Source organism: Pseudomonas putida, from assembly GCF_002906855.1.
Taxonomy (GTDB): Bacteria; Pseudomonadota; Gammaproteobacteria; order Pseudomonadales; family Pseudomonadaceae; genus Aquipseudomonas; species Aquipseudomonas putida_N.
On record NZ_MINI01000038.1, the window covers coordinates 1,797,152 to 1,822,555 of the forward strand.

Sequence of the window (25,404 nt, forward strand, 5' to 3'; positions counted from 1 at the left end):
TTTGTCACTTTTCCAGCATTACCTCAACAAGCGGGAATGGGATCCAGTTTTTCTTGTCGTCCACGCTGAAAAAGGCCTCGATTTTCAGCGCGGTCGGGACAACGAAGACACCCATATCGGTAAGGGTCACTTTACCCACCGTCATGGCCACAGGCGAAGGTACCGGTATGGCATCCGCGACCACGACCGGGTCTTGGTTGCCATCCTGGCGCTCGCCGCTGATGTGGAGCCTGACAAACTGGCTGGTATCCATCAGTGGCCAGCGCTCAAGGGTAAAGGTCGCGCCCGTGCCGATATTGCTCAGTTTCAACACCTTGCCGGTGATCTTGTCGCATTGAGGTGCCTCCAGGGTGCTGGGCACATCAATCTTCAAACTGTGCACGGCCGATTCATAGGGCATGTCGCGACGTGTTACCACGAAATACAGTTCCAGATCGCTGCCCATGCGTGCCGCAACATTCGCTTTGGGGATGGGGCAAACGATATCACCGGAAGCAATGCTCACGGGTGCGCTGTAGGCGCCGTGCTCACCCGGCCGGCCCCAGTGAACCATCACATCGTCATTGGGGTCGAAGCGGTTCACTGCTTCGATGACTACTGTTGCACCGTTCACAGCCCGGACCGGGTCCAGGGTACTGCTGTCGCCGCCGGTGCTGCCTGTTTCTTTCACGTAGGGGGAGGAGAACGTGGTTGGCAGCGGGGTGGCGTTGCACTGTAATGGCAAGACCGCCGAGGTTTGAATCGGGGTTTTGGCACGGTCCTGGACCGTGTAGTACAGGTAGCGCAACCCGTCCCCCAGGTTGCGTATGAACGCTCCGGGGAACTTGATCTGCAGGGGCTGGGTAGTATCGCTCAGCTTCAAGGTCCAGGTGTCCACCTGCTCGGTGCCTGTAGGTGTTGTGCTCCAGTACCAGGTCAACACATCGCCGGGGCGGATGTCAGCATAGGACGGGATCGTGGCTGGCAAGGCATCACCGTTTGCCCATAGGTAGGCATCGGTAACCCCGTCTTCGCCGACGACTTCGCCTGCGACCTGCAGGCGGCTGTCAGTGGGTAGTTTGGGTGGGGTGGTATCCGTGGTGATGGTCAGGGGTTCGGAGGTCGAGCTGTTATTGGCGTAATTTACAACCGTGTAGGTCAAGGTGTGCGGACCATCTTCGTTCAGCAAGCTGGTGGGCACCATGATGAAAAGGTTTTTTTCATCGATCGGTCCGGGATAATCCTTGGGACCGAAATCGTGGCCATCCCAGTGCAGCGTCACTTTATCAATATCCTCTGGGTCTTCGGTTGAGTGTGCCCACTTCTCGAACGCCACCTTCAACGGGGTCTGCGTTGCGCTGTAGGGCAGCAGGTTGGTCTCGCCGCCCTCGATGTCGGCAAGCAACCCCTCGATGACAACGGGCTTGAGCAAGTTGTCCGGGTTGGTACGCCGCAAAAAAAGGCGAGTAAAAAGTGAGTGCAAGATGGATTTCAAAGACATTGAATTGCCTCCAGGGCGCAAGAATCTGTACCCGTAGTAAGCCCTGCAAAAACCCTAAGGCTGCTGCAGGGCGTTGTCGCTACCAGTTGTATCGCACGCCTACGCTGGCGCCCCACGGTTGCTCGAGGCGTTCGCCGTTGGCGTAGTCGAACTCCGCATGCACCTGCCATTGCTCGGCCCAGGCCGCCACCACGCCAACACCCAGTTCTGCACGGGAACCCGCCAGGTCGTTGTCCAGGCTGTTGCCATTGACCTTCACGCGGTTGTTGTTCACGAACTCATGGGCCCCGGCGACCTTGAGGTAAGGCTGGATCATGCGGCCCTGGCCATAGTCGAAGGTGCGTCCGGCGGTTGCGCCAAGCTTGCCCTGTAGCGAACGCGTGTCGTCGCCGGAGGCTTGCATGCCATTGGCCAGGTGATACGACTGCCCTTCGATGGTCATGGCGGCCAACTGCGCATAAGGCTCGATGAAGTAGCCATCATCCAGCTTGATGTGCCGGCCGACCTCCGCCGAGACACCGAGGCCGTGGTTGCTGTAGTCACCCTTGGTCTTGCTGCCATCGCTCAGTTGCACATCGGCACGGTTCTGGTAACGGTTGAACTTGGCAACGCCGTCGAAGTAGTAGCCACTCTGTGGGTCGAGCCAGGTGGTGTAGGCACCGATGTGGTAGCTGTCGACCTTGCCCGAGCTGCCGCCTTGCAGGTTCAGGTCGGAGTTGCTGTAGCCTGCAGTTACCCCGAGCAGCCAGTTACCGTCACCGGCAGGCAGGCGGCCATCGGCACCGAACGACAACCCTTGCTGCTGCTGTTTGTAACCAAACCCGGAGGTGGAGGCGTTGTACTGGTTGCCATAGCTGCGCATCCAGGCACCTGCCGCGCCATCGTTGCGACGCACTTCGCCCATGCGGCTACGTAGTGTGGTGAGCTCGCCGTACCAGACGGTAGGGGCGGTGTTGGCCAGGGCCAGGATGGTTTTCGTGCCGTTGCTGAGCGAACGCATCGAGGCGTCCAGGTACCAGTCATTGCCATGCTGCACCAGGCCATAGGCAAAGGTGCCCAGGTCAACTGGCCCGCCGGCCAGCGAGAAGCTCGCGTCACCGGCTGCGGTATGCACCATGTGCAGGTTGGTGTCGGCCAGTGGGTCCTTGCCCGTGCTGGCCACGCGGATCTGGTGGTTGCCGCTGGCGTTGCCAGTCACTTCCAGGAAGTCGGTTTTGCCGTCGGCGAAGTCGACGTTCATGATGAAGGTGCCGTTACCCTCCAGGTTGGCCACTTGCAGTGCGTAGAACTTGTCCTTTTCGTTCTCGTCGTCATTGTCGTGAAAAGCCACGGCGCCGCCGTCCATCGCCAGGTGTTTGAGCTCGGCGTCGCCGATCAGGGTCCACTGCCCGCCGCTGTTCAAGTCCAGTTTGTCGAGGTTTTCCAGGCGGCCCTTGAGAATGGCCAGGTTTTCCAGGGCCAGCTTGGCGCTACCGCCTTCGGCGACAACGATATCGCCTTCCAGCTTGCTGGCGCTGACCAGGATGTCTGCGCTGCTCAGGGCGCCGACTCGCACCAGGGTGCCGTTACCGGCCTTGAGGGTAGAGCCATTCATTATCTTGATGTCGGCGGTGGTCGGCAGGCGGCCCGAGATGCCGACAGTGATGGCCGAGCCGGTCCTGCCTTCTACGTGGCTGGCATCCAGCAAGACTGTGCCGACGCCGGCAGGGTTGCCGTTGTCGCCGCGGACGCGGATGCCCTCTCCGGCGCCGATGATACTGCTGCCTGCAGAGGCATTCACGATGCCATCGTACAGGTTCACCCCTGGGGCGTTGGGGTTGGTAGCCTCCAAGTGGCTGCCAAACAGGTTCAGCTCGCTGGTGTTGACCAATGCACCCATGCTGCTGCCGATGATGGTGCTACCGTATGCATTGATTTTCGCGTTCTCACCGGCTTCTACGCCTTGCCGCTCCGAGGTCACGCGGCTATCGTGGAGGTCGGCTACGCTCTGAGTCACGCTGAGTCCGGCAGTGATGCCTGTCGCGTTGATCTGGCTGGCATTGAACTTGAGGTTTGAGCCGCCACTCAACTCGATCTGCCTGGTTGTGGCACCGTTGGCTGTGAGGGTGGCTCCCTTGATTACCCTGAAGCTGTCTGGCGCGGTGTTGCGGTCGATCGTGGTATCGAACTCGATGGTGGTCAGCGCCCAGCTGCTCGGGCTGAGCAGCAGAAGTGGGCCTAAAGAGGCGATGCGCAATGCGCGTCGCATAGGTGAAGGGTAGAATGCTGACATGCGGATTACCTGCGATTTGTCCAAGTCGGAAAGGGTCGGCTGGCATCGCCAGGGCCGACCAATCGCGCCGAATTCTAGGCATTTACCGAACTTTTCCTGTAGGAAAAGTCCGGTAAATGCGACGACTATTCCTGTGCTCGGCGGGCTGTAGTTAAATCTTCACCCCGCCCACAGGCGTCTTGGTCAAGGTTTGACAGGTAGCGGGCAGCTCCCACCGGTAGGTTCACCTAGGGCAACCCTTATCGTTGCAGGTTTCGACTTGAGAGGCTTACCATCTAACTCGAAGCTGTACTCAACACGCCCGCGGCCCTCCGGCTGTGAGATGTCGGTGCTAAAAATAGGCAAGATGTGCTTTTCGTAGGGTTTGATTTCCCACTGGAAACCTTCTTCGGCTTGTTCCTTAGTGAAATCGAGAGCTATCTCCAGTCCGGCCCCGGAAATTGGATTTTCACCGGTGCGGCCGAGCAGGGGGGTCCATTTCATGTTGATTTTCCCACCTGCAGGCAGGTACTCGCTTAGACCGTGGACAGTCACCAGAAACGCGGGTTCACCGTCAGGGTTTTTGGGGTCGACCCATAGCGATTCGCAACCGAGAATTTTGCCTTCGCCACTAACCGAGCGCTCGAACACGGCCGGGTCCGGTTCAATGATAATGGCGTCAACATCGACCAATTGACTTATTGAGTGCTGTTGATTGTCTTCGCCCGTTTCCTTGAGGAATATGCAGTGCACCGGCGTTTTGGAGCTGTTACCTGCTTTCTCGACCACGTCCCACTCGAGGTTGACTGTGATGGGGTCCACTGCAGTATCGATGATTACTTCAAGTGGTGTATCTGGGGCCGCAGGGTCAGGTACCACGATCCCGCCCCAGGAGAACCTCATCCGTTGACCATCTTTGAGATCAGGGTGCAGATCCCACGTCAGTTGGACGGGTTGGCCTGCGTCTTCCTCCCTTAGTTTGTTGTCCTCGGGAGTTACGGCGCCTTTGATCACGGGGGCGCGCAGCTCCGGGTTAATCGGGCCTGGTTGGATAGGGTCCGGGTCGGGGCCTGCGGTCGACAAGTCGACGTTCACATCCGTGCTTTCCAGCCCGTAGGAAACATCATGGCGCAGTATTCGATAGCTGACGGTGGCAGTTTGGGGAGAGCCAAGTGAGAAGTCGTAGGCCGCTCTCAGGGTCGCGTAGGGGATGCGGATGGAATGCGGCATACCGCTAGTGCCAATTTGCACTTTAAAGGGATCGGAGTTGCCCCAGGTTACTTCGGCGAAGTCATCGGATCGATGATTGTCATATTCAATTTGGGTGACGACGCCAAGTCGTACATCGTCCAGGTCGATCAGGCCACCATCTGCCGCCAGTGGAACGACCGGTGGCTTCAGGTTAGCGGGCAGTGCACCTAAGTTAACGGTGATTTTTACCAGGTGGGAGATGCGGCTGACATGGGTAGCAGGGTCTATCAGGATGTAGGCAAGATAGTAAATACCATCACCCAGTGTTTCAATAGTTGATTTTGGAATTAGCAGCTTTCGGTCTGGGGGTACAGCGCCGCTCTCCACTGGAACTGGCAGCGCGCCATCGGCGGGAGGGGTGTCGGTGAAATAAAGTGCATAGGTATCTTGCTGGCGCTGATTGTCATAAGGCTTCAGTGTAACTTCCAGCCCAGCCGGGGAGCCCACAAAGAACGCATCGGTAATGACGTTGCCTGAAATGACGGGGATCTCCGCAAGTGGGGGATTTTGACTGCCCCAAGGCGGGATTGTGTCGAAAATCAGGTCGAGCGGATCGGACTCTCTATATGTTGAGGAGCTGTGCTTTTTCATTGCGTACCGCAGTTGGCGTTTTCCGTTGACTGGATAATCTGTTACTGGTATTTCAAGCTCGATGTCGCCTATTTGGGTGCTGTCATACTCGTGAATATCACCAATATCCTTGAACTCGCCGACCACTCCTGAAGCGTCGACTTCAGCTATTTGCAGTTTAAGCAAATCCTTATCTTCATCCTCGATTGGGTCTGGCAAAAGCAGCCAAATTGGAACGGTAACGTTGAGAGGGATGCCGAGCCTATCCTTGTGGATGGTGCCTTCGGTAGCCGGGATCACTCCCTCAACTTCGAGCGCCGGGAGCAGGTCTTTTCTGTGGGTCTGAGCCTCTTCAAGATGTTTTTGTGAACGCTCGCTCAGATAATCAAGACGTGCCTGATTTGCAGAGGGTGAATTCATGTATATCGCTCCAGTTTAACGGATGAAAGTGCGCAAGGGTCAGAATTGAAAGTAAGTTTTGGAGCCCTTGGCAGGTTGGTGATCACACACTAGCGTGAAGGGGGGTTCCGGGTAACTGGTAAAAATGCTAGGTAAGGCTGGCACGACTTTTGTTTATATTTTTTATGAGGTACCTGGTAAAAGTGCTAGTTTCAGCCGGCTACCGAATAGGTGTAAAAAAGCCCAACGACGTGGACAGGCAAATGACAGCCAATAGAGTGCTGCCAGCCTGCATCAGGCCGTTTCATAGAGGGCGTTAGCCAGCATTCGCGATGGCCGTCAAATGCACGTCATGTTCCTGGGATGGTTGAGGGTTGAAAAAATGTCAGAGCTGACTTTTGATAAGTTATATGAATGGTTGCAGGAAGAGGCGCGCGCGCTCGGTTGGGGCATGCTTTGTTTCCTGCGCCGGGAAGATCTGGACCGTCTGCTTCTTCAAGTGTATATACGCCGGTTCAACACAGGCGCTTACCTGGCACCGATCTATGGGAGCATTCCCAACGGGGATGATCGGCGCTTTGCGTTGAGCAAGTTCACCCTGGATTGGCCGCGCCTGAGCTTTTCGCCAAAGTTGTCCAATGACTCCAGGGCGCGTTTGTACATGCGGGTGATCGAGGGCATCCAGCTTGGCCTGGTCAATGCGGGGGGGGGATTGGCGCGTCAGGGAAATTCGCGAAACCAGCCCATTGCAGGGGCCGGAACTTAGCCTTGACCTGCTGCTGGCCAACGTACCTGGGGTCGTCGGTGCAGAAGGGCGAGTCAGGCTTGACCTTCGAGAAAGCTCGGACTTCACGATGCAGGTGACCGACGACCCGGTCGAGCAACGGCTGGTGGGCCAGTTCTTCCAGCAGAAGTTTGAAGCATTACCAGATGCGCAGCGGGTACTCCCGCTTGGCCAGATCGAAGCGGGCGGTAATCCTCTTCTGGAGGCAGCATCGTTCTCCTTGCGCACCCAGGCACGTGGGCGCAACGACAAGGATGGCGAAGGCGCGGTGCTCGCGCTGATACGTTACGAGGGTGACAAGGAGGGGGATTACCCCGGACCTGCTTACACATACCTGCTACCCAGCGACAGGGAGTATGACGCTACGGTGCTGTTTGACCCAAACAGGATCATGCTGGCGCAGTTGCTCGAGTCCTTGCGTACGGTCGCGAAAGATGTCGAGTTTGAAATTACCCGAGACGACGAGGGAAGGCCGTCGGGCGCGCGTGCCACACGTGGGCTGATGCAGGTTCCAGGACAAACTGTGACCGAACGGTTTGAAACGGAGCCGGACTTGTGGGGTAGATACTTCAAGATGGTTTTACAACTGAAGATCTCTCCGGTCGATTTGCACATGGCCGAAGTGCTTAATGTATATATGGAAGAGGGCAAGGTCGTCGTTGAATGGCGCCTCAAAGGCGAGATGACCATTGAGCCTTTGGACTTGGATGATGAAACAGGGTACATCAAGAGTAACTTGATCAAATTTGGGTTTGATACTTCGGATTTCTATAAGCCGGCTACGGATGACTTTGAGTATGTGGTGACGTCCACTTATCGTCTGGTAGACGAAGAGGGTGGAACCCTGGAGCATGAAGCATTTGAGATGAAGGAAGTCAAGGCGCCGGCTCCAAAGGTTGGGGAAATTAAACCGCCAGAGAACCCGCGCGATGACCCCATATATTGGCTCATTTTGGGTTTATTTACCGGTGGAATGGTGTGGTTGATTGCGGGTGCCATACTGGTTGCGGTTGCGGCGGTACTGAAAGCTGTTGGAAATCCACAGTTCCCAAGTGTCGAGTCGGTCGTGCGCGACGCCCTTGAGCGAAACTTCAAATTCTCCAGCTCTGTCAAACAATTGGTCCAGGACACCATCAAGCTCAACTTTGGAAATACCATCGTCGGGGAGGATCAGTATGCACCCAATGACATTGCTTTCTTTGGCAATATCAACCCGGCGGTTACTGCGTTCGCGGTAGATCCCATGGAGCATACCTTAACGGTAGGTAGTGCTCCGAAGCAGTTCATTTCGGTCCCGGCCAACAATAACCTGGAATGGTCGATCGAGTCAGTAGTGGACACCGTGCTGGACAGCAAGATCGGTTCCATCAACAAGGACACTGGTTTGTATACCCCGCCAACGGCCAATGAAGTCGATGGCGCCTTCGTGCAACTGCGTGTCAACGCAGTAGACAAGGCGACCCCGACCAACAGCAGTTCGGCATTGGTCACGGTTATGAAAAAAACCGTGCAGATCAATCCGCTGGCTTATGTCGCACAGGCAAAAGCTACGATCAACTTGCAGGCCGGCTACTTCGGTGACGCCAGCAAACTGACATGGGCGCTGAAGAACCCGGGCCATGGAACACTGGTGGGGAGCTGGGCAACTGCGACCTATACGGCACCTGAAAAAATGCCACCCAGCAATCCGCAAGCCCCCGAGGAACTTGCCGCCTACGCTGTCGACGAAGTGCAGTTGAGCGCCCCCGGAGACGGCCATGGCCAGACAGCCGTTCTGATCACTGAAAGCGCGGATAAACTGCCGTTGGTGATAAGCCGGGTTGTTGACCCAACCAATGGCACCGTGCAGTTGACGGCCAAGGTCAACGGCAACCCGGTATCACCGGCAAAGGTCGTGTGGGGAGTCAGGTATGGCTCGCAATCGGGTGAGATTGATCCGGCAACGGGTATCTTCAAGCACCTCCCATCCGGGAGCGACCTATTCGCCCTGATTACCGCCTCTGTTGACGGAGGGTTTTTGGGCACCTTTGAAGGCTATGTGCTGCAAACCCTGCCACCGGTAGCGCTGGAGGACGCGGTACAGGGCGTGGGGGCTTACCAGGTTCAGAAGCACAACCCAGTGGCTGAGCGACACGGGCCCTCGAATGTGAAAAGGCGAGCCCCACTGAGTAAATGGCTGGCCGACAACCCCGATCTACAGCAGTGGGACAGCATTACAGGCGTATCCCTGTCCGCAGGTAATGCTTCGCTGAGTCAGACTCACGCTTCCCACCTTGAGCAAGGGCAGGGTATCGATAACATCTCGGGCGAACTCGAGATTGAAATGACGGATATCGTCTATCACTTCGCCGGTTACCAGATGTCAGCGCCCCAAGTCGGCATTGGCCGAGTCAGCTATGAAAATGCGCGTCTGGACATGCTCGCCAATCTGCACGGCGGCACCTTGGTCAAGGCCCAGAAGCCATACAAGGTGCTCAGCCTGGCGGCGCACGACCCCCTTGACTACCTGGAGTTAAGCCAACAGGTCCCTTTGGTGTTCAAGGAGGGGGCGCTGGTGCTGGATGTTTCCAAGGGCGAAAACGTGCGCTTGGCCGTAAGCGATGATCTGGCCGAGCAGAGTCTGGCCGGTGACTGGCTTCAGCAGCAGCTTCCAGCCAACCCGGGCAAGCTCGATTACTCAATGCTTTCGGCCCCCCACGCCGGGCCAGAGCGGGCCCTGCAGGCTGCCTACCTTGGTACTCAGGCCGATGACGAGGGTAAGGGCGATACGTTGGTGATGTTCGCCTCTTCTGGCTACGGTCGTGAAGGCAACTTCCCTGGCCAGGCCAGCGACTTCCCACGGCTGTTGCCGACGCCACCTCAGCCAGATGCCGCTGTTGAGTTGCTGAGCTCACGATTGTTGCATCGCAATGCCTACCTGAACGGCTTCAAAGGGCAGTTGACGGATGCGATCTTCGATGAGGTGTATCAGGATGGACGGCTCGCCAGCATGGTTGCCAGCGCGGGCAGGCTGCAGGTACCTGATGCTCAATACCCATCCAGCGATTACCTTTTCAAGGTGCAGGCCTTCGATTTGGACGTGGCTGGCGGGCTACAGGCCCGTTTCGAGTTGGACTGGGCCAGCCAGCACCTGAACATTGACTGCAGCATGACGTTCAGTTGTCAGTCCGAGCACCAGGCCGCTGCGGAAGTGTATACGGCCACGTTCGAACTGTCCCTGCACCATCGCTACTATTTGTTGGCCGGTACAGAGCCCGGCCCCTACTGGCTGGAAGGGCAGTTCTTCTCGCCTTGGCCTGAACAACAGGAAGCACGTGTGCTCAAGGGCCTGCCTGAAGGCGATGAGTACGCAGAACTGAGGGTGCAGGCTGAAGATTTTGCTGCCTTCGTGATTCGGCAGGCGATCCTGCAAGGGATGGTGCGTGCACTTGATCCGGCAGCAGCAGAGCACTGGCTGAAGGGGTTGCAGATCGGGGCATCGACCAAGCTGCAGCCAGGCAGCTTCGAGTTCCCGGGCGCCATGGCCGTCTCGGCGTCGCTGGCCGCCAATGCCGAGCTGCGCATTCGTGATGTTGACGAACCCGTACTGGTGGGGCGCGAACAGCCGCTTGACGTTGAGAACCCCGGGCAGTTGACGTTGACCTGGACGGTTAAAAGCCTCCCGGGTGGCCCGACGCACCCCGGAGTCATCAAGGATGGCAAGTACACCGCACCTTCTGCCGACACCTTGCAGGGGCGTTCCGGGCAAGTGCTTGTGAGCGCCAGTGCTGGGGATCAACGTTGCGACGTCGTTATTACCGTAATGCGCCAAAGTCTGCGGGCGAACCCGTTCATCACCACGATGCAAGCTGGAACGGAGCGGATATTGACAGCCGCAGCGCTGGGCAAGGCGCCATTGAAGTGGACCAATGTCACCAACGACCCTGGGCAGAGCGGTGAATTGGTCGAGGAGGCCCAGGGGCGGCGCTGCCGCTATCTGGCCAAGCCGGCCAACCCGGGCAAGCCCAATACCTATTGGCTGGATGAAATCCAGGTAGCAGGCGCGGATGACAAACAGTCCCTGCATGTTCTGGTGATTCAGCGCGAACCAGCGGTGCTTGTGACACTCGCCGAAACGCCACGCGCCGATGGTCGAATGAAGTTCGTTGCCCGCATCAACGGCAACCTGGTTACCCCTGAATGGCAGTTGGGCGTAGGGCCCGGAACCATCGACGCCGACGGGCTCTATACCCCCCCGCAAAGTGCAGATCTGCCACCCGGCATTCTGGTGCTAGCAACCTTCAAATCAGACGATTTCGGCACCTTCGAAGGGCATCTGATCATGCCACTGCAGGCTACCCGCTTCCCGGGCTTGTGCAGTCAGTTGCTGGCACCACAACCACGTTCGGTGTGAAGCCCCGGCGAGCACTTTCAGGAGAATGACATGCCCATTAACCCTATTGAACACGTGTTGGCCCGAATGACCGGGCGCAATATCACCAGAGGCTGGGGCGCCGTCGCGGCGATCGCCCGCAAGCTGATGAACGATATGCTGCATGAACAATACCGGCAGCGCTTGAGCGACTTGCGTTTCTTGCCGTTGTTCAATGCCGTTGTTGATCACGAAGATCATGTTCGTACCCGCAGCAAGTTGCGCAACATCGAGTTCGGCGCACCTTTGCTGTCGTTTACCAATGCATCGCTCAGTGATTCCAGAGCACAACTGACCTTCCCCATCGTGGCCGGTGAGTACTTGCAACGGTCGCCTTTGGCAGAAAACCTGCTGACGTCTTTCATCATCGATGAAAGCATGGGTTTCACCTTGGTCATGGCGATCGAGCTACGCCTGGTTACCGGTGAAGTCGACCATCGTGGCAGGGTTACGCTGGATTTGCGCGAGGCGTCCAGCTTCAGCTGTAACCTTGCCGGTGCAGCGGAGCACGTCAACGAGCGAATTGCTGCGGCCATTGAAAAAGAGTTCGCAGATTTACCGCAACACCGAGGCCAGTTCGAACTCGGCATGCTCGACTTCTCTGGCTACACGGCACTGACGCCCACGCACTTTCGCATCCTCACCCAGGCGGCGCCGGGTGCCAAGACCTTGGGCGCTGACAACTACGGCGACGGGGCGGTACTGGCGTTCATTCAGTTGCAGGCAAATGATCATGAGGGCGAGTTGCCTGAGCATGATTTCCCTTACCTGATTCCTGATGACCGCAACAGCGACGGCAGCGAGAAGTACTCGGCGACGATGGTGGTGGACAAAAGCATGCTCAAGCATGTCACCGACGACCGTCTGGATGTACTCGCATCGTTGCTGTTCTCGACATCGCACAAGTTCGCCGAGAAGGAACGGCATGAGCCCCATGACCTTGCTGTGTTCGGCACGATCGATGCTGTGCCGGCGTTGTACAGCATCCGTTCGAAAAGCGCGACCATGCTGGCCGGTGAAAAACAGCAATTCACGTTGGTTGACCAGCAGGGGGCGGAGGTCAGGGCGACGAACTGGTTTGCCAGAAGCCGTCAGAGCCGTCTTGCCATTGGCGACGGCAAGATCGACGGTAATGGGCTTTACCAGGCCGTGGGGTTACCTGATATTGGCCACCACAGCCTGACGATCCTGATTACGGCAGAGATCAAAAAGGATAGCCAGATGCACCGTGCTACCACCCAGTTGGTGGTGCACTTCGAGCACGAACAGGTTTCGCCGCAGATCGGCGTGTTCGCAGCGCGCACGCCGATGGTCCTGAGCGCGGCCTTGCAGGCGGATGAAATCAATTGGTCGCTGCTTGGTGAGCAGCACGGCCAGCTTGACCGGGCCCAGGGCAAGCGGGTGACGTTCATCGCCGAGAAGCCTGCCAGCCGACGTCAGCTGAGCGTCCAGCGGGTGCAAGCCAAAGGGCAGCAGCAGCGAATGTCGACCTTGGTCATGCTCAACGGCTTGCAATCGCTGGCCATTGAGCCTGCTCGTACCACGGGCCTGGAGGCGGGCCAGAGCGTATCACTGCGAGAGCGAGACCCGGCGTTCCTTGCCGGAGCACAACGGCGTTGGCGACTGATTGGCCCAGGCCAGCTCGAAGGCCGTAACTACACCGCACCATCGGGCAATGAGCGGGGCACCAGTGTGGTGGTCTGTGAGGCGGTCAATAACGGCGTTGTGCTGGCAGCCGGTTACAGCCTGTTGGCATTTGGCGAGCCGCTGTTGGCAGAGGAAGGGCGCTGGCACGAACTCAGGTATCACAAGGTCACTGTGCCCGGTGGCGACGCCAATGAAAGCTACGGCGAGTTGATCAATCATGGACTCCAGCCGTTGCACGTGGCGGTAGAGATCGAGCCCCTGCCGGTAGATGGGAAATACTATCGCCTCAGCGAGGATGAGCGTGCAAGCATCGGCCTGTATTTCGAGGGGAGTAAACAACGCCTGGTTGCGCTCAATGATGATAACCCCAGTGGTGGCATAGAACAGGATGACCTACATCGGTGGGGAACACGTAATGTGCCTAACCGATTCCAGCCAGCATACCCAGTGTCAATTGAGGCGCGTGAAGAAAACGTGACACGCCGGGTACTCTACTTGCATTGTGGCGATGAGGCCGATGTTGATGTCACGCTTTACAGCGGATTCCGGGTCGATGTCGGTGGTACCGAAACGTCACTCAAGTTTGATTCGCAGATAGTGGTGAGGCCAAAAGCAGCGCCCGTCCGGGATCAGTCAGATTATTACCTGACGCCGGTGCGCGTGGAAGGCGGTGGAGATAATCCCGACCCCAATAGGCCCATTGATCCAGAAATGCCAGATGACCCTGCATTCGATTTTCATTTGAAAACGATCGATTATTGGGTCTTCAGGCTGAAAGATGGCAGTTTTGAGACGGCTGAGTTTATCAAGCGGTCCTCAATCTATCCCGTGCATCAATCAATGATCCGGTGGGAGTCTGAGCATCATAATGAAACGATGTTCAGCTTTACAGGCTCGATTTTCAGGGACCGCTTTTCCAAGGAAGAAGAAAAGTGGATGAATTTGGAAGTCAAGATCGTTTTTGATGAGCGCCTGCAGAAGCTTATGGGTGGGCGCAAAGAGCTTGATACAGACGTGTTGTTGGAGCGCTTCGTTGAAGGTGCCTTTGTCATTACCAATCATCGGGTGCCGGATTTCAGCTACAAGGCGCCAGGTGAGCTTGACCGTGACACGCTTTCGGAAGGTTTCTATGTGCTGTTGCGTGATCATCAGGGGAATCCTCATTACTTGTACTTCAAACATGAGGCGCCTCTTTATTCGAGCCCTCGCAACTACATAGACTATTTTATCTTGTGAGATTGCCGGTTCGCCTGCGCGGCGGGCGAACTGCTCGTTTGAGTCAACTGGAGAACTTTTATGAAAGCGAGCCTGTTTTTTTCTTCGTTGAGCATTCTTTCGCTGCTATTGTTGGGTTGCGCGAAGACTGCGAATGAAAGACATTCCGATTCGGATGCGGTAATTCAGTTTGCAGGTAGTAAGGATGGAAAGCCTGATGTGGGTAATAGTTGCTTATTGATTGTCGAGCGTGGCACGAAGGAATACGTCTTTGGGAAGGATGTTATTTGTCCCAATGATGACATGTATTATTACCAGCTGTGGAACGTTCCTTCTGCTGTTAGGGTAACCTTTCATTCTGAGAAAAGTTGCAGTACGTCAGACGGTGTTGATTGGTATTTTGTTACCCAGACGTACATAAATAATGTTACAGGGAACTGGGAATTGATCTCGAATATCAAGGGCAAAGAGCCGGGAGACATTATTTCGAAAGGGCTTCTCTATAAGCGCGGAAACTATGACCATGGAAATATAGGTGGTAAGTTGTCATGTGTCACCGTTGAGTACTGAACGCTCACTGCCCTCGGTTCGGCTGTAAACAAGCTGTGATGCTGAAGCTTCAACGTGGAGTTCGTCCGACGCCCAAGGGCCCGCAGCCCCCTTGGGCGTCGCATTGTCTTCTGCTCCCTCAGTGGTGCCTGGCAAGATCAACTGTGCAGTGTTGGGTTGGCTGCGCTTAGCAACTGTTTTTCTGCGTTCCAGTCGAAAGGTTCACCGCGCTGCTCGGCCTCGTAGCGGCGCTCTTCCAGATGCTGGTAAAGGTCCAGTTCTGCATCCGGCATGTAGTGCAGGCAGTCGCCGCCGAAGAACCACAGCAGGTCACGTGGTACCAGGTGGGCGACTTGCGGATAGCGCTGGATCACCTGGCAAATCAGGTCCTGGCCCAGGTACTGGCTCTGCAGTGGGTCTTGCGGCAGAAGGGTCAGCAGCTCGTCGAAGCGTTCGAGAAACAGGGCGTGGCTTTCCTCCGGTACCTGCTCTGCTTCACCCAGGGCCACCAGGATGGTACGCAGGTGGTTCAGCAGATGCAGGTGGTATTGCAGGTGGGGATTGGCCATAGGGCGGTCCTCGAGGTGGTTGAAACGGGGGCGGAGTATACGCCGGTTGAGGTCGGGTTGGGGAAGGTGGCCGCAATGCGGCCCCCTTGGTTCAGCGCACCTTGCCTTGCTCCGGCAGTAACTGCATCTTGTCGAAGGCATCCACATCAATCACTGCCCGACGAGCCTGTTCCGCCGCATGCAGCCGTTGCCCTTCGCCGGCCTGCAATGCGCCGGCCTCAACGGCTGCATCGATCACAGATTGCCCGGGTGCCGGCCGTACCATGCCTTCCTTGATTGCCTGATGCAGCGCCTTGTGTAGCGGCGCCGCTGCATCCAGCAAGTCGCAAGCCTGTTGCAGCGCCGCCACCGGGTCACCGTCAGCCTGTGGCCTGAAGCAGCCGGCGAGTAGCTCTTCCAGTGCGGGATCACCCTTGCTGCGGCCGATCAATGCCGCCACCTCGGCATCCAGTTCATCACTCGGCCCGGTATGGCGGCGGCCGAAGGGGAACACCAGCACGCGCAGCACGCAGCCGACAGCGCGGTTGGGGAAGTTGTCCAGGAGTCGGTCCAGGGCTTTTTCCGCCTGGCCCAGGCTTTCTTCCATGGCCCAGCGCAGCAATGGCTGCATATGCTCAGGGGAGCCGAGGTCGTGATAGCGCTTGAGCGCGGCGCTGGACAGGTACAGATAGCTCAGCACGTCACCCAGCCGTGCGCTCAGGCGTTCGCGGCGTTTGAGTGCCCCACCCAGCAGCATCATCGACAGGTCAGCCAACAGCGCAAAAGCAGATGCCTGGCGGTTGAGGGCGCGGAAGTAGCCTTGGCTCAAGGCATCTCCCGGCATGCTTTCCAGGCGCCCCAGCCCCAGGTTGAGTACCAGCGTGCTGGCTGCGTTGCCGGCGGCGAACATGATGTGTTTCATCAGCAGATCGTCGAATTCGCGCAGCGCCTGGTCATGGTCTTCCCGCCCGGCCAGGGCCATTTCCTTGAGTACGAACGGGTGGCAGCGGATGGCACCCTGGCCGAAGATCATCAGGTTGCGTGAGAGGATATTCGCCCCTTCGACCGTAATGAAAATGGGCGCACCTTGCCAGTTGCGGCCCAGGTAGTTGTTCGGGCCCATGATGATGCCCTTGCCACCATGCACATCCATGGCGTGCTGGATGCACTCGCGGCCGCGCTCGGTCAGATGGTACTTGAGGATCGCTGACAGAACCGAGGGTTTTTCGCCGAGGTCCACGGCCTTGGCAGTCAGCAGGCGGGCGCTGTCCATCAGCCAGGCGTTGCCGCCGATGCGCGCCAGGGATTCCTGGATGCCTTCGAAGGCCGCCAGCGGCACATTGAACTGTTCGCGGATGTTTGCGTATTGGCCAGTGACCAGGCTGGTGTACTTGGCGGCGCCGGTGCCCACGGCCGGCAGGGAAATCGAGCGGCCGACCGACAGGCAGTTCATCAGCATCATCCAGCCCTTGCCGAGCATGGCCTGACCGCCGATCAGGAAGTCCAGCGGTACGAATACATCCTTGCCGCTGTTGGGGCCGTTCATGAACGCGGCGCCCAGTGGCAGGTGGCGTTTGCCGATTTCCACGCCAGGTGTGTCGGTGGGGATCAGCGCCAGACTGATGCCCAGATCTTCCTCTTCACCCAGCAGGTGATCCGGGTCATGGGCCTTGAAGGCCAGGCCCAGCAATGTTGCGACCGGGCCAAGCGTGATGTAGCGTTTTTCCCAGTTTAGGCGCAGGCCGATGACTTCCTCGCCGTGCCACTGGCCTTTGCAGATGACTCCGGTGTCGGGCATGGCGCCGGCATCGGAGCCAGCCAGTGGGCCGGTGAGGGCGAAGCAAGGGATTTCCTCGCCGCGCGCCAGGCGGGGCAGATAGTGGTTGCGTTGTTCGTCGGTGCCGTAGTGCAACAGCAGTTCAGCCGGGCCGAGGGAGTTGGGTACCATCACCGTTGACGCCAGATCGCCGCTGCGGGTGGCCAGTTTCATCGCTACCTGGGAGTGGGCGTAGGCAGAGAAACCTTTACCGCCGTATTCCTTGGGGATGATCAGGGCGAAGAAGCCGTTCTGCTTGATGTGCGTCCAGGCCTTGGGCGGCAGGTCGAGGTCCTGGCCGATCTGCCAGTCGCTGACAATGGCGCACAGTTCTTCGGTAGGGCCGTCGATGAAGGCTTGTTCCTCTTCGGTCAGCTTCGGTGCCGGGTAGGCGAGCAAGGTGCGCCAGTCGGGGCGACCGCTGAACAGTTCGCCATCCCACCATACGGTGCCTGCGTCGATCGCTTCGCGTTCGGTCTGTGACATCGGCGGCAGGGTGCGCTGGAACCATTTGAACACCGGGCCGGTGAATACCTTGCGCCGCCATTCCGGCAGTGCCACCAGGGCAATCTTCAGCGCCAGCACGAGCCAGATCAGGGTCAGCAGCCAGCCGGGGGCATGGCTGAAAATGCCCATCAGCAGCACATAGGCCGCCATGATGCCGAGAATCTGCAAGGGCGCCAGGCGCCTGTGCGTGAGGTACGCCGCGCCGATCACCAGCACTACCAGCCACAACAGCAACATAATCGGTCCTCCTTGGAACCAGGGGCTTGAGCCGTCCCGTAAAGCTTAGACGCAACGCTGTGAACGGCCGGTTCAGAAGAGTGACAGGGTGTGGCGGTAGGAGTTTCAGTGCAGTGTTCACCTGTATCAGAATCTGTGGCGATTGTGTGGGAGGGGGCTTGCCCGCGAAGAGGCCGGTACAGGCGACAAAACTCTGGAGTAGACTGTCAGCCCTCCGCATTCATAAGGACGTTGCCATGCTGAAGATCTGGGGCCGCAAGAACTCGAGCAATGTGCGCAAGGCGCTGTGGATCGCCCACGAACTGGGCCTGGACTTCGAGTCGATCGATGCTGGCGGTGCCTTCGGCGTGGTCAACGAGCCGCACTATCGCGCCCGTAACCCCAATGGCCTGGTACCGATGCTGGAAGACGGCGACCTGACCTTGTGGGAGTCCAATACCATCGTCCGTTACCTGTGCGCCGAATACGGCGCAGAGCAGGGCTGGTACCTGGAAAACCCCCGCCAGCGCGCCCTGGCCGACAAGTGGATGGACTGGACCACTTCGTCCTTCGCCGGCCCGTTCCGCCCGCTGTTCTGGGGCCTGCTGCGCACCCCGGAAGACCAGCGCGACTGGGTGGCAATCAATGCCGCACACAAGCAATGTGCCCAGTTGCTGGCCATCGCCGATGAAACCCTGGCCAAACAACCGTACCTGTCCGGTGACCAGATCGGTATGGGCGACATCCCACTGGGTAGTTTCGTCTACGCCTGGTTCGAAATGCCTATCGAACGCCCGGCCATGCGTCACCTGGAAGCCTGGTATGAGCGCCTCAAGGCTCGCCCGGCTTATCAGGCCGCCGTGATGACCGCGCTGACCTGACCTTGCTTCGATAGTCATTATCAATACATGTGACTGTACTTGTGCGGCCTGGCCTTGCACCATGGTCGCACTCACTGCGCCAGTGATCTGCCCTGGCGTGTCCTGCACCTTTTTCTTCGGTAAGTGACCCGCTATGAGTTCCGCCCTGTCCATTCGACAGCTGACCAAGACCTACGGCAACGGCTTCCAGGCCCTCAAGGGCATAGACCTGGACGTCGCCGAAGGCGACTTCTTCGCCTTGCTTGGCCCCAATGGTGCCGGCAAGTCCACCACCATCGGCATCCTCTCCACCCTGGTGAACAAGACCAGCGGCACGGTCAACGTGTTCGGCCACGACCTGGACCGCGAGCCTTCGGCGCTCAAACGCTGCCTGGGCGTGGTGCCGCAAGAGTTCAACTTCAACCAGTTCGAGAAGTGCTTCGACATTGTCGTCACCCAGGCGGGCTACTACGGTATTCCGGCCAAGGTGGCCAAGGAGCGCGCCGAGCAGTACCTGACCCAGCTGGGCCTGTGGGACAAGCGCGACGTGCCTTCGCGTTCGCTGTCCGGTGGCATGAAGCGCCGTCTGATGATTGCCCGCGCGTTGATTCACGAGCCGCGCCTGCTGATCCTCGACGAGCCCACTGCTGGCGTGGACATTGAACTGCGCCGTTCGATGTGGAGCTTCCTCACCGAGCTCAATCAGAAGGGCATCACCATCATTCTCACCACCCACTACCTGGAAGAGGCGGAACAGCTGTGCCGTAACATCGGCATCATCGACCACGGCACCATTGTCGAGAACACCAGCATGCGCCAGTTGCTGGGCAAGCTGCATGTTGAAACCTTCGTCCTCGACATCAAGCAGGACCTGGCCACGGCGCCGGTGCTGCAGGGCTACCCGTGTCGACTGCTGACTCCGCACACCCTGGAAGTGCAGGTGGAAAAAGACATTGGCATCACCGCGCTGTTCGGCCAGCTGGCGCTGCAGAACATCGAAGTGCAGAGCCTGCGCAACAAGACCAACCGACTCGAGGAGCTGTTCGTGTCCCTGGTGGAAAAAAACCTGTCGAAGGTGGCCATATGAGTGTGGAACTGCGCACCAATTGGGTCGCCCTGAACACCATCGTCTACCGCGAAGTGCGGCGCTTTTTGCGCATCTGGCCGCAAACCCTGCTGCCGCCAGCGATCACCATGGTCCTGTACTTCGTCATCTTCGGTAACCTGATCGGCCGGCAGATCGGCGACATGGGCGGCTTCACCTACATGCAGTACATCGTGCCGGGGCTGATCATGATGTCGGTAATCACCAACTCGTACGGCAACGTGGTTTCGAGTTTCTTCGGCAGCAAGTTCCAGCGCTCGATCGAAGAGCTGATGGTGTCACCGGTGTCACCACACACCATTCTCGTGGGGTACGTGCTGGGTGGCGTGCTGCGCGGCTTGGCGGTGGGGGTGATCGTGACCATCCTGTCGATGTTCTTCACCAACCTGCAGGTCCATCACCTGGGCGTGACCGTGGTCGTGGTGCTGCTGACTGCCACCATCTTCTCGCTGCTGGGCTTCGTCAACGCGGTGTTCGCGCGCAACTTCGACGATATCTCGATCATCCCGACCTTCGTGCTGACGCCGCTGACCTACCTGGGCGGGGTGTTCTATTCGATCAACCTGCTGCCGCCGTTCTGGCAGACCGTGTCGCTGGCCAACCCGGTGCTGCACATGGTCAACTCGTTCCGCTACGGCATCCTAGGGGTGTCGGACATCAGTATTGGCACGGCGATCACCTTCATGCTGGTGGCTACTGCGGTGCTCTACGTGCTGTGCGTTCGCCTGCTGGTCAGCGGCCGCGGCATGCGCGCCTGACAGCCGCTGCTTGCGCCGGCGCCACTGCCGGCCAATCCACCAGCGCCAGTACAGCAGGGTGGTGAAGTAGGCGACCACGCCGAGCACCACCCCGCACACCACCGAACCCAGCAGGAACGGCTGCCACAGGCTGGCCAGCTGGTCGGTGATCCATTCGAAGGTCAGTTCGTCCGGCAAGCTGCGCGGTGGAACCTGCATGAGCCAGGCGCCGGTCATGTAGGTGACGAAGAACACCGGTGGCATGGTCAGCGGATTGGTCAGCCAGACCAGGCTGACGGCGATCGGCAGGTTGCCGCGTACCGGAATTGCCAGTGCCGCGGCCAGCAGCATCTGCATGGGAATGGGGATCAGCGCCGCGAACAGGCCCACCCCCATTGCCCGCGCCACCGAATGGCGGTTGAGGTGCCAGAGGTTCGGGTCATGCAGCAGCTTGCCGAAAAAGCGTAAGGACTTGTGTTCCCGAATGCTGGTCGGGTCCGGCATGTAGCGTTTGAAAAGTCGGCGCGGCATGTAGGCTCCCGGAGCGTTGATCGGGGCAGTATGCCTCGATTCGCGTTCATCCTCGTTTAGAGTTTGTGACAATTGTTGAGCAGGCAACGCCGGCTTTTCGTCTATGCCTCAGTAAGCGATTCCGTTACTGGAGCCCTATCTCATGCGCACAGGGATGTTTGCGCTCGCGCTCGGGCTGTTGTGCCTGGGCTTTCTCCCCGCTTTGCCGTCGGTCGGGTGGCTGCTGTTGCTGTCACTGGCTGGTGGCGTCTGCGTGTGCACTCGGCTGTTGCCGCTGGGCTGTTTTCTGCTGGGGCTGTGCTGGGCCTGCTGGTCGGCCCAGCAGGCGCTGGATGACCGCCTGGCCCGCGGTCTGGATGGCAGCACTTTATGGTTGGAAGGGAGGGTGGTCGGGCTGCCAACGCGGACCGCACAGGGCATGCGTTTCGAGCTGGAGCAACCGCAATCGCGCCGCGCCGAGCTGCCCCGGCGCCTGCAGCTGAGCTGGTTCGATGGCCCGGTCATGCGTGCTGGCGAGCGTTGGCGCATGGCGGTCACCTTGCAGCGCCCGGCCGGTTTGCTCAACCCCCATGGCCCGGATCGCGAGGCGCAGCTGCTGGCCCGACGCATCGGCGCCACTGGCACGGTAAAGGCGGGCCAGTTGATGCACGCCGCGGCCCCAGGGTGGCGGGATGCGTTGCGCGAGCGCCTGCTCAAGGTCGATGCGCAGGGGCAGGAAGCGGCATTGGTGGCTTTGGTGCTCGGCGACGGGGCGGGCCTGGCCCGTGAGCAGTGGCAGACGTTGCAGGCAACCGGCACGGTGCACTTGCTGGTGATTTCCGGGCAACACATCGGTCTGCTCGCGGGCTTGCTGTATGCCCTGGTCGCGGGCCTGGCACGCTGGGGGCTTTGGCCACAGGGTTGGCCGTGGTTGCCGTGGGCCTGCGGCCTTGCGCTGGCGGCGGCTCTGGGCTACGGCTGGTTGGCCGGTGCGGGGGTGCCGGTGCAACGCGCTTGCCTGATGCTGGCGGTGGTTCTGCTGTGGCGTCTGCGTTTTCGCCAGTTGGGGGCGGTGTTGCCGTTGTTGCTGGCTTTGAACCTGGTGTTGCTGGCCGAACCCCTGGCGGTGTTGCTCCCTGGGTTCTGGCTCTCGTTCGCGGCGGTGGCGATCCTCATCTACAGCTTTGCGGCACGGCTTGGCGCCTGGCGACCCTGGCAGGCGTGGACGCGGGCCCAATGGGTGATCGCCGTCGGTTTGTTGCCGGTGCTGCTGGCTACGGGATTGCCGGTCAGCCTGAGTTCGCCTGCAGCGAACCTGTTGGCAGTGCCCTGGGTCAGCCTGGCGGTGCTGCCACTGGCATTGCTCGGTACGCTGTTACTGCCGCTGGCGGGTATAGGCGAGGGCCTGCTGTGGGTCGCGGGTGGCCTGCTGGATATCCTGTTCCGTCTACTTGGCTTGCTGGCGGACTGGCGGCCAGTATGGATACCGCCGGCACTGCCGGTGTTCGCCTGGTTGCTGGTGTGCTGCGGGGCGCTGCTGTTGCTGTTGCCTCGCGGTATGCCGCTGCGTGGGCTGGGCGCGGTCATGCTGCTGGCCTTGTGGGTGCCGAGGGCGCCCGTGCCGCCTGGGCAGGTCGAGATCTGGCAGCTGGACGTCGGTCAGGGCTTGGCGATGCTGTTGCGCACACAGCATCACACTCTGCTCTACGACGCCGGGCCGGCGAGGGGCGAAACCGACCTGGGCGAGCGGGTGGTGCTGCCGACCCTGCACAAGCTGGGGGTGGATCGCCTGGATCTGATGCTGATCAGCCACGCTCATGCCGACCATGCGGGCGGCGCTGCGGCCATCCAGCGAGGCTTGCCGATCGGTCGGATGATTGGCGGTGAAGCGCTGGATGGCGTTCAACTGCAGCCTTGTAGCAGTGGTGAGCAATGGACATGGGACGGCGCGCATTTTTCGTTATGGCACTGGGCGGATGGGCAAAGTGGCAACGACCGCTCCTGTGTGCTGATGGTCGAGGCGCAGGGCGAGCGGATGTTGCTGGCGGGGGATATAGAGGCTGGCGCCGAGCGGGCCTGGCTGGCGGACACCGCTGCCCCACGTGTCGACTGGCTGCAGGCCCCGCACCATGGCAGCCGTACGTCTTCCACCGAGGCCTTCATCCGCGCCACGGCTGCACGTGGCGTGCTGATTTCGCGGGGACGCAACAACAGTTTCGGGCATCCGCATGCACAGGTGGTCGAGCGTTATCGGCGGCATGGACTGGTCGTTCACGATACGGCTGGGGAGGGGGCCTTGCGGTTGGTGTTGGGGAGCCATGGCGAAGTCGAGGGTGTGCGTCGGCAGCGGCGATTCTGGCGGGAGGCCGGTCCTGCCATTTGACTGACCTCCGGCAGATGAGCCCCTTGCGCTCCTGTGTTAGAGTGGCGGCCTTTTTCCAGGGGGGCGTTTACTGTGTGGGAATTGGTCAAGTCCGGTGGTTGGATGATGCTGCCGATCATTCTGAGTTCCATCGCCGCCATGGCTATCGTCGTCGAGCGCCTGTGGACCCTGCGCGCCAGCCGCGTTACCCCGCCACACCTGCTGGGCCAGGTGTGGATGTGGATCAAGGACAAGCAACTCACCAGTGACAAGCTCAAGGCCCTGCGCGCCGACTCGCCGCTGGGCGAAATCCTCGCGGCGGGCCTGGCCAACTCGCGCCATGGCCGCGAGATCATGAAAGAGTGCATCGAGGAAGCCGCCTCGCGCGTCATCCACGAACTTGAGCGCTACATCAGCACCCTTGGCACCATCGCCGCCATGGCGCCGCTGCTCGGCCTGCTGGGCACAGTGCTGGGCATGATCGACATCTTCAGCGCCTTCATGGGCTCGCAGATGACCGCTAACGCCGCCGTGCTGGCTGGCGGTATCTCCAAGGCCCTGGTCACCACTGCCGCGGGCCTGATGGTCGGTATCCCGGCGGTGTTCTTCCACCGCTTCCTGCTGCGCCGCATCGATGAGCTGGTGGTGGGCATGGAGCAGGAGGCAATCAAGTTGGTGGAAGTGCTGCAGGGCGACCGCGAAGTGGAAGTGGCCGGAGGCAAGGCGTGAAGTTCCGGCGCAATCGCCAGCGGGAGAACGTCGACATCAACCTGGCGTCGTTGATCGACGTGGTGTTCGTCCTGCTGCTGTTCTTCGTGGTCACCACCACCTTCACCCGCGAGACGCAATTGCGCGTCGAGCTGCCCGAAGCGGCCAGCGCCGAGCAGGCACCGGCCGATCAGGGCAAGCTGGTGGAAGTGACTATCAGCGCCGATGGCGTGTATTCGGTGAACAACCACCTGCTGCCCAAGAGTGACCTGGCGACCTTGACCGAGGCCATCGAGCGCGAGTCGGGTGGTGACAACAAGCTGCCGCTGGCCATCAGCGCCGACGGCAAGACTCCGCACCAGGCCGTGATCACTGCAATGGATGCTGCCGGCAAGCTCGGTTTCAGCCACCTGCGCATGACCACCGTCGAGGCCGCTCAGGGGACACCTTGATGGCGCTCGCCGACCGCTTGCTCGCTGCCTGGTACGCCGGGCATCCGGCCCTGGCGCTGCTGCGCCCGCTCGAGGCGTTGTACCGGCGTGTGGTGACGCGCAAGCGTGCGCGTTTTCTCAGGGGTGAAAGTGCTAGCTACCGGGCGCCGGTACCGGTGATCGTGGTGGGTAACATCACGGTGGGCGGCACCGGCAAGACGCCGATGATTCTCTGGCTGATCGAACATTGCCGCCGCCAGGGCCTCAAGGTCGGAGTGGTCAGCCGTGGCTACGGTGCCAAGCCGCCACACTACCCGTGGCGGGTGGCCGCCAGCCAACCAGCCGAACAGGCCGGTGACGAACCCTTGCTGATCGTCCAGCGCACTGGCGTGCCGCTGATGATCGACCCTGACCGTTCCGCTGCGGTGCGGGCGCTGCTGGCCAGTGAACCGCTCGACCTGATCCTGTGCGACGACGGCATGCAGCACTACCGCCTGGCCCGTGACCTTGAATTGGTGCTGATCGATGCCGCCCGTGGCCTGGGCAATGGCCGTTGTCTGCCGGCCGGGCCGCTGCGCGAGCCTGTCGAACGCCTTCAGGAAGCAGATGCCGTGCTGTTCAACGGCGCCACTGAAGACTGCGCCGAGGGTTTCGGTTTCCGCCTGCAACCGTCCGCCCTGGTCAACCTGCGCAGCGGCGAGCGCCGCGAGCTCGATCTTTTTCCTGCAGGCCAACACCTGCACGCGGTCGCCGGTATCGGTAACCCGCAACGTTTCTTCAACACCCTGCTGGGGCTAAACTGGCAGCCGGTGCCGCATCCCTTTGCCGACCATGCGCAGTTCAGCGCCGAAAGCCTGGCATTCAGCCCGGCGCTGCCGCTGGTCATGACCGAAAAGGATGCGGTGAAATGCCGAGCCTTCGCTGCCGATGACTGGTGGTACCTGGCTGTCGAGGCACAGCCCACGCCAGCCTTCGGCGCCTGGTTCGACAGCCAGCTGCAGCGCTTGCTGCGCAAGCCCTGAGCCCTTCTTCAATTTACGGCCATCC

17 protein-coding genes are annotated in these 25,404 nt (G+C 59.7%); 11 read left to right on the forward strand and 6 right to left on the reverse strand.

The genetic code is table 11. The annotated features are described in order from the left end of the window. Positions 1-4: 4 nt before the first annotated feature. The 3 genes from BGP85_RS20975 to BGP85_RS20985 form a co-directional block, all read right to left on the reverse strand. On the reverse strand, positions 5-1,480 hold the full coding sequence (locus tag BGP85_RS20975; RefSeq protein ID WP_103449689.1) for a hypothetical protein: 1,476 nt from the start codon (positions 1,478-1,480) through the stop codon (positions 5-7). A 79-nt stretch (positions 1,481-1,559) separates the two neighbouring features. Continuing rightward, the gene (locus BGP85_RS20980; RefSeq protein WP_103449690.1) at positions 1,560-3,752 is read right to left on the reverse strand and encodes an autotransporter outer membrane beta-barrel domain-containing protein; all 2,193 of its coding nucleotides are present in this window, start codon (positions 3,750-3,752) and stop codon (positions 1,560-1,562) included. A 183-nt stretch (positions 3,753-3,935) separates the two neighbouring features. Next, a complete protein-coding gene (locus BGP85_RS20985) occupies positions 3,936-5,972 on the reverse strand; it encodes a hypothetical protein (protein WP_258035902.1) in 2,037 nt (678 codons plus the stop codon). 322 nt (positions 5,973-6,294) lie between these two features. Here BGP85_RS20985 and BGP85_RS28955 point away from each other — a divergent pair, with 322 nt between their 5' ends. The 4 genes from BGP85_RS28955 to BGP85_RS21005 all read left to right on the forward strand — a co-directional run bounded on the left by BGP85_RS28955 (position 6,295) and on the right by BGP85_RS21005 (position 14,578). Beyond that, a complete protein-coding gene (locus BGP85_RS28955; protein WP_181004545.1) occupies positions 6,295-6,717 on the forward strand; it encodes a hypothetical protein in 423 nt (140 codons plus the stop codon). Positions 6,718-6,805: 88 nt separating this feature from the next. Then, positions 6,806-11,128: a hypothetical protein gene (locus BGP85_RS28960; protein WP_181004546.1), complete on the forward strand. Its 4,323-nt coding sequence runs from the start codon at positions 6,806-6,808 to the stop codon at positions 11,126-11,128. A 30-nt stretch (positions 11,129-11,158) separates the two neighbouring features. Next, on the forward strand, positions 11,159-14,029 hold the full coding sequence (locus BGP85_RS21000; protein WP_103449691.1) for a hypothetical protein: 2,871 nt from the start codon (positions 11,159-11,161) through the stop codon (positions 14,027-14,029). Between the two features lie 60 nt (positions 14,030-14,089). Beyond that, entirely contained in the window at positions 14,090-14,578 is a 489-nt protein-coding gene (locus tag BGP85_RS21005) for a hypothetical protein (protein WP_103466513.1), read from the forward strand. 137 nt (positions 14,579-14,715) lie between these two features. Here BGP85_RS21005 and BGP85_RS21010 read toward each other — a convergent pair whose 3' ends face one another. Continuing rightward, the gene (locus tag BGP85_RS21010; protein ID WP_103449692.1) at positions 14,716-15,126 is read right to left on the reverse strand and encodes a PA2817 family protein; all 411 of its coding nucleotides are present in this window, start codon (positions 15,124-15,126) and stop codon (positions 14,716-14,718) included. Between the two features lie 91 nt (positions 15,127-15,217). Beyond that, positions 15,218-17,665: an acyl-CoA dehydrogenase gene (locus tag BGP85_RS21015; protein ID WP_103449693.1), complete on the reverse strand. Its 2,448-nt coding sequence runs from the start codon at positions 17,663-17,665 to the stop codon at positions 15,218-15,220. Positions 17,666-17,901: 236 nt separating this feature from the next. Between BGP85_RS21015 and BGP85_RS21020 the strand changes: the two genes are divergently transcribed. The 3 genes from BGP85_RS21020 to BGP85_RS21030 all read left to right on the forward strand — a co-directional run bounded on the left by BGP85_RS21020 (position 17,902) and on the right by BGP85_RS21030 (position 20,367). After that, positions 17,902-18,525, forward strand: a complete 624-nt coding sequence (locus BGP85_RS21020; protein WP_103449694.1) for a glutathione S-transferase — start codon at positions 17,902-17,904, stop codon at positions 18,523-18,525. Between the two features lie 133 nt (positions 18,526-18,658). Beyond that, a complete protein-coding gene (locus tag BGP85_RS21025; RefSeq protein ID WP_103449695.1) occupies positions 18,659-19,591 on the forward strand; it encodes an ABC transporter ATP-binding protein in 933 nt (310 codons plus the stop codon). Then, a complete protein-coding gene (locus BGP85_RS21030; RefSeq protein WP_103449696.1) occupies positions 19,588-20,367 on the forward strand; it encodes an ABC transporter permease in 780 nt (259 codons plus the stop codon). Before BGP85_RS21025 ends, BGP85_RS21030 begins: the two co-directional genes overlap by 4 nt. Here the strand turns inward: BGP85_RS21030 and BGP85_RS21035 are convergent. Continuing rightward, positions 20,251-20,877: a DUF2062 domain-containing protein gene (locus BGP85_RS21035; protein WP_146048989.1), complete on the reverse strand. Its 627-nt coding sequence runs from the start codon at positions 20,875-20,877 to the stop codon at positions 20,251-20,253. The two genes, BGP85_RS21030 and BGP85_RS21035, sit on opposite strands and share 117 nt — an antisense overlap. A 142-nt stretch (positions 20,878-21,019) precedes the next feature. Here BGP85_RS21035 and BGP85_RS21040 point away from each other — a divergent pair, with 142 nt between their 5' ends. The 4 genes from BGP85_RS21040 (at position 21,020) to lpxK (ending at position 25,379) form a co-directional block, all read left to right on the forward strand. Next, positions 21,020-23,239 (forward strand): DNA internalization-related competence protein ComEC/Rec2, encoded by a 2,220-nt coding sequence (locus BGP85_RS21040; RefSeq protein ID WP_103449697.1) that lies wholly within the window; start codon positions 21,020-21,022, stop codon positions 23,237-23,239. A 72-nt stretch (positions 23,240-23,311) separates the two neighbouring features. Further along, entirely contained in the window at positions 23,312-23,947 is a 636-nt protein-coding gene (locus BGP85_RS21045; RefSeq protein ID WP_028690976.1) for a MotA/TolQ/ExbB proton channel family protein, read from the forward strand. Then, positions 23,944-24,378 (forward strand): ExbD/TolR family protein, encoded by a 435-nt coding sequence (locus BGP85_RS21050; protein WP_085675533.1) that lies wholly within the window; start codon positions 23,944-23,946, stop codon positions 24,376-24,378. The genes BGP85_RS21045 and BGP85_RS21050 overlap by 4 nt, the downstream gene beginning before the upstream one ends. Then, positions 24,378-25,379, forward strand: coding sequence for a tetraacyldisaccharide 4'-kinase (gene lpxK, locus BGP85_RS21055; protein WP_103449698.1), 1,002 nt, complete (start codon positions 24,378-24,380; stop codon positions 25,377-25,379). Before BGP85_RS21050 ends, lpxK begins: the two co-directional genes overlap by 1 nt. The last annotated feature ends 25 nt before the right edge of the window (positions 25,380-25,404 follow it).